10 protein-coding genes are annotated in these 9,110 nt (G+C 42.1%); 5 read left to right on the plus strand and 5 right to left on the minus strand.

All coding sequences use genetic code 11. The annotated features are described in order from the left end of the window. Nucleotides 1–7: 7 nt before the first annotated feature. Nucleotides 8–928, minus strand: a complete 921-nt coding sequence (locus tag FC24_RS08275) for a LysR family transcriptional regulator (RefSeq protein ID WP_057874423.1) — start codon at nt 926–928, stop codon at nt 8–10. 111 nt (nt 929–1,039) lie between these two features. Between FC24_RS08275 and FC24_RS08280 the strand changes: the two genes are divergently transcribed. From FC24_RS08280 to cysK, 4 genes are all read left to right on the plus strand, one after another. After that, the gene (locus tag FC24_RS08280; protein WP_235807357.1) at nt 1,040–1,516 is read left to right on the plus strand and encodes an LbetaH domain-containing protein; all 477 of its coding nucleotides are present in this window, start codon (nt 1,040–1,042) and stop codon (nt 1,514–1,516) included. A gap of 21 nt (nt 1,517–1,537) precedes the next feature. After that, nucleotides 1,538–2,284, plus strand: coding sequence for an SDR family oxidoreductase (locus FC24_RS08285; RefSeq protein ID WP_057874425.1), 747 nt, complete (start codon nt 1,538–1,540; stop codon nt 2,282–2,284). A gap of 292 nt (nt 2,285–2,576) precedes the next feature. Further along, nucleotides 2,577–3,395: a homoserine O-acetyltransferase/O-succinyltransferase family protein gene (locus FC24_RS08290; RefSeq protein ID WP_057874426.1), complete on the plus strand. Its 819-nt coding sequence runs from the start codon at nt 2,577–2,579 to the stop codon at nt 3,393–3,395. A 1-nt stretch (nt 3,396) separates the two neighbouring features. After that, nucleotides 3,397–4,323, plus strand: coding sequence for a cysteine synthase A (gene cysK, locus FC24_RS08295; RefSeq protein ID WP_057874427.1), 927 nt, complete (start codon nt 3,397–3,399; stop codon nt 4,321–4,323). A 211-nt stretch (nt 4,324–4,534) separates the two neighbouring features. On the opposite strand, the gene FC24_RS08300 is transcribed toward cysK, so the two are convergent. The 4 genes from FC24_RS08300 to FC24_RS08315 all read right to left on the minus strand — a co-directional run bounded on the left by FC24_RS08300 (nt 4,535) and on the right by FC24_RS08315 (nt 8,220). Further along, nucleotides 4,535–5,896, minus strand: coding sequence for a dihydrolipoyl dehydrogenase family protein (locus tag FC24_RS08300; RefSeq protein WP_057874428.1), 1,362 nt, complete (start codon nt 5,894–5,896; stop codon nt 4,535–4,537). Nucleotides 5,897–5,933: 37 nt separating this feature from the next. Beyond that, the gene (locus FC24_RS08305) at nt 5,934–6,392 is read right to left on the minus strand and encodes a MarR family winged helix-turn-helix transcriptional regulator (RefSeq protein ID WP_235807358.1); all 459 of its coding nucleotides are present in this window, start codon (nt 6,390–6,392) and stop codon (nt 5,934–5,936) included. Between the two features lie 164 nt (nt 6,393–6,556). Next, entirely contained in the window at nt 6,557–7,342 is a 786-nt protein-coding gene (locus FC24_RS08310) for a glucose-1-dehydrogenase (RefSeq protein WP_057874430.1), read from the minus strand. Nucleotides 7,343–7,356: 14 nt separating this feature from the next. After that, nucleotides 7,357–8,220, minus strand: a complete 864-nt coding sequence (locus tag FC24_RS08315) for a GRP family sugar transporter (protein WP_057874431.1) — start codon at nt 8,218–8,220, stop codon at nt 7,357–7,359. A gap of 396 nt (nt 8,221–8,616) precedes the next feature. On the opposite strand from FC24_RS08315, the gene FC24_RS11640 reads away from it, so the two are divergent. Beyond that, the gene (locus FC24_RS11640; protein ID WP_169790275.1) at nt 8,617–8,787 is read left to right on the plus strand and encodes a hypothetical protein; all 171 of its coding nucleotides are present in this window, start codon (nt 8,617–8,619) and stop codon (nt 8,785–8,787) included. The last annotated feature ends 323 nt before the right edge of the window (nt 8,788–9,110 follow it).

The following is a 9,110-nucleotide window of genomic DNA, read 5'->3' on the forward strand; positions in this document are numbered from 1 at the left end:
GTAGCAGTCACACCCCTTCCTGAACCACGGTTTTCATAGAACTTTTGACGTTACCAACATTTGCGCGCAATCGCTGTAAAAATAGCTCCGCAACTGTTGAACGTGTTTGGTGCTTTTTCCAAATGACGGTAATTGGTTCGGTTAGCGGCGGATCCAGCCGCCGAAAAGCTAAGCCAGAGTTGGGCTGGGTGCTGATTAGATCATCAAATGATAAAGCGTAGCAACCACCATTTTTAACTAATAAAGCAGCGTTGTAGATTAAATTAAACGTGCCGATAATGTTGATTTGTTTACCTGCGTTACGCCACCAGCGCTGAAAACGGGCGTGTTTTTGGGCTTGTTGGGAAACAATTAGCGGATGACCGAGTAAATCTGCCGGAGTAATGGTTGTTTGCTGCGTCAAGGGGGCGTCGCTAGGTAAGATAATGCCCCAATGATCAACTTCAGGTAGTTGTAGTTGATTATATTGGGATAAATCTAGGGCGCCCATCATGACACCGAAATCAAGGACACCGGCTTCTAATTGTGGGCCGATATCTTCGGCATCACCACTTCGTAAGTGAATCTGTACTTGTGGATAATCTTTTAAAATATTGGCGATCACATCCATAATCCGCTGCATGCCGCGACTTTCGCCAGCACCAATGTCTAATTGGCCGCTGACGATTTTTTGGTGTGTCTGTAAATTATAGGCAGTTTTGTCCACCATGCTGGTGATTTCTGTAGCCCGTTCGTGGAGGTAATAGCCAGCTTGGGTGAGTTTGATTTTGCGGGGACCACGGTGAAATAGTTTCACCCCTAATTCTTGTTCTAATTGGGTCATCTGCCGTGATAATGCGGGCTGCGACATGTAAAGGTCAGCGGCAGCAGCTGAAATATTTTGCTTTTGGACTACCACTAAAAAATAGCGCAAAACGCGGACATCCATTTTGTCAACTCCTATACTTTTTAATTATAGTTTAGCATTATTTATTAGTATTTTACATGTCTTAATGATGCGATTATACTGAAATTGTTCAGTTGAGAGGGGATGACAGTGATGCGACCTGATGACCAGCAACAGTTAATCGCGCAAAATCAACGTTTGCTTCAGCATTTAAATACAGGGCGTTACAATCCAGCTGAAATTCGCCAGTTATTAGGTGAATTGATCGGTCAACACATTGCCAGTTCTGTTGAGGTGCGGTTACCTTTTTTAACTGATTTTGGTGGGAACATTCAACTGGGACAGCACATTTTTATCAATAGCAATGTGATGTTTGCCGATCGTGGCGGCATTGCGGTTGCTGATTATGTCATTATTGGCCCCAGTGTCTGTTTATTGACAGTTAATCCCCACCAAAAAGCGCCGATTCGCTTGGCTAAACATGCCTGGCTGGGCGCTGGTGCGTTGATTCTACCTGGTGTCACTATTGGGCACCATGCGGTTGTCGGCGCTGGTGCAGTGGTGACTAAAAGTGTGCCACCGCACACAACAGTTGCTGGTGTCCCCGCTAAAATTGTATCTCAATCATAGAAATTATTAGGAGGCTATTAAATGAGTGTAAAAAACAAAGTTGTTGTCATTACTGGTGCATCTAGTGGTATTGGTGAAGCAAGTGCAAAGTTATTGGCAAAAAAGGGTGCTAAAGTAGTTTTAGGAGCGCGCCGTGAAAGTAAGTTACAACAAATCGTCACTGATATTCAGCAAAATGGTGGCGAAGCAGTTTATCAGGTCACAGATGTAACCAAACGTGCCGACAGCCAACAATTAGTCGACTTGGCGAAGAAACAATACGGAAAAATTGATGTCATGTTCCTTAATGCTGGCTTAATGCCAAATTCACCTTTATCCGCTTTGAAAGTTGATGAATGGGAGCGGATGGTCGATGTGAATTTGAAAGGTGTTTTATACGGGATTGCAGCAGTTTTACCAGATTTTACCAAGCAAAAACACGGTCAAATCATTGCAACATCTTCAGTTGCCGGTTTAAAAGCTTATCCAGGTGGTGGTGTTTATGGCGCCACTAAATGGGCTGTCCGTGATTTAATGGAAGTATTACGGATGGAATCAGTGCAGGAAAAAACGCACATCAGAACGTCAACCATTTATCCAGCGGCCATTCAATCCGAATTGTTAACTACTATTACGGATAAAGGAACAGCCAAAGGTGCGCAGAAACTTTACGACGCTTATCAAATTTCACCAGAACGGATAGCCAATGTGGTGGCCTTTGCGGTGGATCAACCAGAAGACACGACGGTAAATGAATTTACCGTTGGTCCATCGGCACAGTCTTGGTAAAATGAGCTGGTCTCAAGTAACTGAATTCTTGCTATGGAGTAGCAAATTAGTTATTAGCTAGTACGGCAGCGTAAGTTAAGTAATGTGAGGCTGTAACAAAAGTCAATCTTTTGTTACAGCCTCTTTTTACTGACAAATGTAATTTAAAAATGTGTACGGCAGCTCATCGCCTGTAGGCACAAGCGATGGTCGCTTTTAAAAGCCGGAAGCTAGACAACCTGCAAGCGTTGTGGTAGAAATGAAGCATGTAGTGCTTGCTACCTGTTTGATTGTAGTGGGAAGGAAAACTGCCATGAGCACAACGTTAAATATTGGAATCTTAAATTTAATGCATGATAAAGTTGATACGCAAAAACGCTTTAGTCACGTGCTGACACAAACTGATTTACCGGTGGCGATTACTTATTTCTATCCGGTAACGCATTACCGCGGACGGCCGGTACCAAAAACAGTGGCGCAAATTTCGCAACCGCTGGATTTAAGCTTGATTCCGCAATTTGATGGCTTTATCGTCACCGGGGCACCTTTAGAAAAATTGCCTTTTACAGCAGTAACTTACCATCAAGAATTAGCACAGTTATTTGATTGTTTACGGGCACAGCAATTAGAGCAGCTTTATGTCTGCTGGGGTGCCATGGCAGCTTTAAACCATTTTTATGGCATTGAAAAACAATTGTTGCCGCGTAAATTGTTTGGTATTTATCCACAAAAAATTTTACAAGCAGCACCTTTATTGCACGGGGTACAAAATGGCTTTTTAGCACCACATGCCCGGTATGCGGAAATGAACGCTGAGCAGATTAATGTAAATCCTGCGTTAGCTTTAACTGCAGTTTCGACAACGGATGCCTTGTTCTTAGTGGAAAACCGTGCGGCCCATCAGCACTTTGTCTTTTCCCATTTAGAATACGGCCAGCAGGCACTACAAAAAGAGTACCAGCGTGAGTTAGCCGCTGCGCCACAACAAAAAGCGACGTTAGCCAAGCCCCAGCATTATTTTAAAAATGATGCCGCGATGACGGACCCGGTTTTTGCTTGGCAAGCGACCCAACAACATTTTTTTAAGAATTGGTTGCACATCGTAATGGCCAAGAAAGTAGGAGGACTGTGACATGACAAGTAAAATTTATCAGTCAATCGTTGACACTATCGGTAATACCCCCATCGTTAAGTTAAACCGCGTCGTACCAGAAGGGGCAGCAGATGTTTACGTTAAGCTAGAATTTTTTAACCCCGCTGGATCAATTAAAGATCGTATTGGACTGTCCATGGTCGAACAAGCTGAAAAAGATGGTCAGTTAAAACCAGGAGGTACCATTGTGGAACCTACTTCTGGCAATACGGGTATCGGCTTGGCAGTGGTTGCAGCAGCTAAAGGTTACCATTTAATTATTACTATGCCGGAAACCATGAGTGTTGAACGGCGCAAATTAATGCAAGGCTACGGCGCTAAACTGATTTTGACTCCAGGGGCGGCTGGCATGAAAGGTGCCATTGAAAAAGCTCAAGAATTAGTGAAAGCTCACGGCTATTTCATGCCGATGCAGTTTAAAAACCCAGCTAATCCGGCAATTCACGAAGCAGCAACAGGCCAAGAGATTATTGCTGCGTTTGGTGCTAATGATTTACCAAATGCTTTTGTTGCTGGTGTCGGTACTGGTGGCACGTTAACTGGCATCGGCCGGGCATTGAAAAAAGCAGATTCAAACGTTAAAATTTATGCTTTAGAACCTGCTGAGTCACCATTACTAAAAGCTGGTCACGGTGGCAAGCACAAAATTCAAGGTATCAGTGCCGGTTTTGTTCCTGATGTGCTAGACAAAGCCATTTACGATGACGTGGTTGAAGTGGCTAGTGACGATGCTATTGCCATGGCGCAAAAAGTGGCCAAACAAGAAGGCATTTTACTGGGAATTTCTGGTGGTGCTAACGTTGCTGGCGCCATTCAATTAGCTAAACAATTAGGTGCTGGTAAAAAAGTTGTCACGGTTGCCCCAGATGGTGGCGAGCGGTATTTGTCAACGGCGTTGTTTAAGTAGGTTAGGCTTATCAACAAACTAAATAAGCACGACTGGCAGATAGTGACTGCTAGTCGTGCTTTTTGTTGCCCACAGCAGCTGAGTAACGGAGTTAATAATGAACAAAACGCCTCTAAAGCTAGTTTTTCCTAGTTTTAGAGGCGTTTTGAGATGACTATTTCATTACTATTTAAAAATTAAATGGCTCACACAACTTTTCACTAATGTTGCATTACCCTTGCCGCATTGCAACGCGTAGTAAATCTAAAATTGCAGCAGAAGCACCAGGAAAGGCGAAGATCATTTGGTCTAATTGATCAGCAGTTAATTGCTGGTCAATGATTAATGTCAACGTATTGATCAAATCCTGAGCAGCGTTACCATAAATGGTTGCGCCGACTAATCGGTGTTTTTGATCGGTTACGATGGTCATTTCTGCATGACTTTCGTTTTTAGTTTCAAAACGCATTTGTTGGCCATAAGGGATGGTTTGTATTTGATAGTGCGCAGTATCTTTTTGTGCTGCTGCGATTGACATGCCAGTTTGTGCGATCCGCGGTAAAGTGAAGACAACGGATGGAATTGCTGGGTATTGAATTGGCGCTTGGCTCAAGCCGATCAGTTGACTAGCGATGTAGTTGGATTCAAATGTGGCCGTTGGTGTTAATTTAGGAATTGTTTTATCAATCACATCGCCACTAGCAAAGATATTTGGTTGAGTAGTGCGTAAATGATCGTCAACGATAATTCCCCGCCGGTTAGTTTGAACGCCTGCTTGGTCTAAACCTAGTTGTTCAGTGTTCGGAATTCTGCCAGTTGCATCAATCACATAGTCAGTGGTGACGGTTAAACCAGATTGGGTTGACACTTGGAAGCGTTGGTCTTGCTTAGCGACAGCGCTGACGGCTTCTTTAAAGTGAAAGTCAACACCTTGTTCTTTGAGTTGCGTGACAATTTTTGCGCTATATTTAGCATAAAAACTACGAATGGCTTGATCCGCAAATTCAATCACTGTCACAGCGGCGCCAGCTTGGCGAGCTAAATCAGCAAACTCTAATGAAATAATGCCAGCACCAATGAAGGTAATGTGATTTGGTAAATGCGGTAAGCTTAAGAAATCACGGCTATCATGTAGATAAGCTTTGCCCGGAATGTCGAGTTTGGCTGGCCGTTGACCAGTCGCTAGAACAATGTTGTCAGCTGTGTAAGTGTCACTGTCAACTTTAACTGTGTGTGCGTCTTGCAACTGGCCATGACCATCGATTAAGGTAATGCCGGAATTTTCAAATGCTTTAGCTAAACCAACGTGCATCGGATCGATGTTTTGGTGTTTATAGGCCATTAATTTTTCCCAGTTAATCTTTAATTCACCAGTTAGAATACCACTTTCACGGTAAGCAGCAGCTTGATGAGCGATGTCAGCTGGTCCGTCTAACAAAATTTTGGCGTTACAGCCATAGTTAGTGCAAGTGCCGGCAATTAAATCTTCCTCTACGATGGCGACTGATTTGCCAGCTTGGCGTAGTGTTAAAGCTGCGTGCCATGCAGCGTGACCACTTCCGATAAATAAAACATCATAATTAAATTTTGTCATAGTAAAACTTCTTTCTTAAATTGAAAAAGGGACCGTGTTAAAGTGGCTGTTTTTCCAACTGTTGCGCCAATTCTTTTAGTTGTTGGTTTAGTTGGTGCTGTTGATTGATCATTTCCGTGATTGGCGGCGCAGCAACCTGATGAATGAAAAGCTGTTGAATTTTAGCAATTTTAGTTTGTAATAAATTAAACTGGGCGTTTTGAGCTGGATTAAACGATAAATTAAAGCGCCGAACATCTTCTGGTGCACGTTGTTTGAGCAGCCAATTTTTTTGAACTAGTTTTTGGACCACAGGTGTTAAAGTATTGTTAGCCATATCTAGTTCGCTACAGACTTGACTTATCGTGGTGGTTTGCTGCCGGTAGACAATTAATAAAACCATGTACTGTAAGTAAGTTAGGCCAAAAGGATGCAGAACTAGGTGGTAAAGTTTATGAAAATAACGGTTTGTCGTGTAAACCGCAAAGCAAAGCTCATTATACGGTGTTAAATTCACCGGCAAAAGAAATCATCTCCAAATACATCGTATACGACATATTACCATGCATTTCCACCTATGTCCATTAAAATGGTTTTAAAAAAACGTACTCTGGCCAGTAATTGCCGCGATAAATGCGGTTATGTACTGGTTAGAGTACGTTCAGCGATAATAAGATTAAATTACCCTTGCCCATCTTTAAAAGCAGGGTACAAAGTCATACCACCATCGATAAATAAGGTGATGCCAGTGACATAACTTGATTCGTTGGAAGCTAGCCAAGCGGCACCAGCGGCGATTTCTTCAGGTTTGCCAATGCGGTTCATCGGGACCATGGAAACAGTTTGTTGGTACTGTTTTTGATCCGCAAATTTCTTGACGTTGATCGGTGTATTGATTGCGCCAGGGCCGATACCATTGACCCGAATGCCATATTTAGCATATTCCATGGCAATGGTTTGCGTAAACAATTTGACGCCACCTTTAGCTGCTGCGTAACTAGCAAATGTTGGCCACGGAATCTGTTCGTGTACTGAGGACATATTGATGATGTTTCCCGGCTTATTATGTTTTCTAAAATAACCAAGTGTAGTTTTAGCACCTAAAAAGACGCCGGTTTGATCAATTGCCATCACTTTTTGCCAATCTGCTAAAGTGATTTCGTGGGTAGGTGCTTTAAGTTCCATTCCCGCATTGTTCACCCAAACATCCAAGTCACCAAAATGTGACAGTGCCGTTTGCAATAAAGTGTTAGTACCGGTTTCTGTAGCGATATTAGCTTGCATAATCGTGGCTTGGCCACCATTTGCTTTTACAGCAGCCGCTGCTTTTTCCGCACCAGCCCGATCGTTATTGTAATTGATGACAACAGCCATCTGTTCTTGACCGAAACGGGTAGCGATGGCACTGCCAATACCCTTTGAGCCACCAGTAATGACGGCAACTTTACCTTTTAAATCTGCATACATACCTGATTATCTCCTTAGATAACCGTGGTGGTAATCGCGCCACCAACAATTAAAATTAACCCAATAATTGTAAAAGTAAGTTCGCGTTTGCTCTTTGATTCGTGAAGAAAGATCATCCCGCCTAAAGTTGAAATGACAACTGAAAGCTGCGAGATAACAAATGCTAAGTTAACGCCATTTACTTTAACCGACAAAATGTATGTAATTGCGGCAATTGAAAAAATAAACCCAGCAATTACGCTTTGCCAGCTTGCTTTTTCCTTAAGTACGTGCGGTTGTTTGGTAAATAAAATGTAAACGAGGACCATGATGATCATCCCGACAGATTCGGGGAAGAAAATGGCTAAGCCAGAATCGGACATGGCTTTTGGAATAGCATTGTAAACTAAAAAGCCGATGGTGGTTAAAATTAGCATGATGATGGTTTTTGTCCGTGCCGCAGTACCGCCGCTAGGTAAATCTGCTTTGTCGGTAATGGCCGTTAAACTACTGCCGATGATTAGCAAAATGATGCCGAGAAAACCTAAAATCTTAGCGGATGTGGATGCCCATTCGCCAAATAAAATGACGCCGATTAAAGACGTTCCAATTAACTGCAGCCCGGTAGAAATCGGCATGGTTTGTGACACACCAATGGCTTTATACCCGCTGTATTGGCCTAACTGACCCACAATCCAGAAAGCGCCTGCAAGTGCAGCCATAATAAAGCTCTTTAAATCAACATTGGGTTGTAGGAACAACACAACAAAGAGACTGACGATCAGCGTTCCCACCGCCGTCCCAAAAATTTGATTAATCGGTTTACCATTAATTCGGGCGACAGCTAAGGGTAAAATCCCCCAGGCTAGTGCCGGAATTAACGTTAATAAAATAGTCATCTTTGATAACCTCCTTGAACAATAGCGCATTTAATTAAATGAATATTAATCATACTATAACGCCAAAAGCTGCGTTTTTTAAAATCATATGCTAAAAGCTTAATTAAATGCGAAAAAATAGCCTATTTCCAGATTTTAAGCTGGAAAATCAGCGGCTATTGTTACGTTGATATTAAATGTGATTGAATTTTAGCGCATACATTTTTGGGTGAAAAAAGTTTAGCTAATTAGATGACTCTATCAAAAGTACAGGCACAAGTCAACTGAAAACTTTTAAATTGGTTAATCGGTCCAGCCGATTTTTACTGATTGATTATCTTAGACAGGCAACCTATAATAGAAACATCCAGCAAAAAAGCGTCTAGGCGGGGTGAAATTGGCGTTGGAGGCGAGAACATGCGAAAGTTTCACTTGCGAAAACATCAAAAAGACCGTAAAATATCGCAATCAGATTCACATGATTTTAAAGATATGGTCAATGCGGCCCAACAATCGACTCATGATTTTCGCCGTTTACAAAATAAGTTTTCCAAATTAGTGATTAATTATAAGAAAAAGCATCAATAATTTCAGCCCAAATAGTGAACTGACATTTAATTTAAAAAGCGGTTGTGGATTTAAACAACAACTGCTTTTAGGCTTAAGAGAGGCTGTGGCAAAGGTAATCCTTTTTTGCCACAGCCTCTTTTTGATGACAAATATTTCCCGAAAGCCTGCGCCAGCAGCCAGTTTTTTATGCTTGCCAAGTGTCACAAAACGGTGGTTTATGTCGCAGCTAAATGATCAACATTTATCGTATGTTAAATTTTTAAAACAAAAAGCTGCTTTTTTAAATTTGGCAGATTGCAAGAAATAACTTGAACAAATTTAGTAACGCAGATTACGCAAAA

It is taken from the genome of Loigolactobacillus rennini DSM 20253, assembly GCF_001436505.1.
Lineage (GTDB): Bacteria > Bacillota > Bacilli > Lactobacillales > Lactobacillaceae > Loigolactobacillus > Loigolactobacillus rennini.